The sequence below is a fragment of the Glaciecola petra genome (genome assembly GCF_031846345.1).
Lineage (GTDB): Bacteria > Pseudomonadota > Gammaproteobacteria > Enterobacterales > Alteromonadaceae > Glaciecola > Glaciecola petra.
In genome coordinates this window covers 1-783 of the sequence record NZ_JAVRHX010000020.1, presented here as the reverse complement: position 1 = coordinate 783, position 783 = coordinate 1, and the positions used below count along the sequence as shown (strand labels likewise).

2 tRNA genes are annotated in these 783 nt (G+C 42.5%); both read right to left on the bottom strand.

Features of this window, described 5'->3' with window-relative positions:
* Positions 1 to 183: 183 nt before the first annotated feature.
* Positions 184 to 259 (bottom strand) — tRNA-Ala (locus tag RM552_RS17690).
* A 228-nt stretch (positions 260 to 487) separates the two neighbouring features.
* Positions 488 to 564, bottom strand: a tRNA-Ile gene (locus tag RM552_RS17685).
* Between the last annotated feature and the right edge of the window lie 219 nt (positions 565 to 783).

Genomic DNA, 783 nt, shown 5'->3' with positions numbered 1-783 from the left:
GCTTAAAAAAACCCTAATAAATAACTTCTCACCTTCATCATGAGGGAACCTATTTATTAAGGTTTGTATGGTGTAAAGGTGTCTACCATCGACACTTCAGCGAGTATGCTATGTGTTAGGAAGGTTAACTTCCGGTTAAACACATTTGCAACGCCCACTTAAAATGAAAGTGCTTGTAATAAATGGTGGAGCTAAGCAGGATCGAACTGCTGACCTCCTGCGTGCAAGGCAGGCGCTCTCCCAGCTGAGCTATAGCCCCTTACATCAGTACTAAAGCAATGGTTGAACATCTACACTTAATAATCTTGACTAATTATAGCCATAATATTAAGTCGTCCGTTTTGAGATATAGGCAATGCGGATGTTGCTAACTAACCAAAACCGAAAACAACCTTTCCCTTTAGCGAGTAGGCAACATGTCAGGAAGGTCTCCTTCCGCTTAAACATGTTTGCAACGCCCACTTGCAAAGCAAGTGTTTGTGGTAAATGGTAGGCTTGGGCAGACTTGAACTGCCGACCTCACCCTTATCAGGGGTGCGCTCTAACCAGCTGAGCTACAAGCCTATCGTGCAAATTTTATCCTTAGGATAAAATCTTGCGCAACCGATGTGTGCATGTTCAACGGAGACGGTGGGATATCCACTTCTCCAGTTAATCACGCTAGAACAAACGATTTTGCCACTTAAAACAAACTGCTCGCAATAAACCATTTGATCTATTCACGAGGCAAAAAATGTTTTAAGGCTTGTTGGCCCTAACCACTACTTTTGAACTCTATCTTTA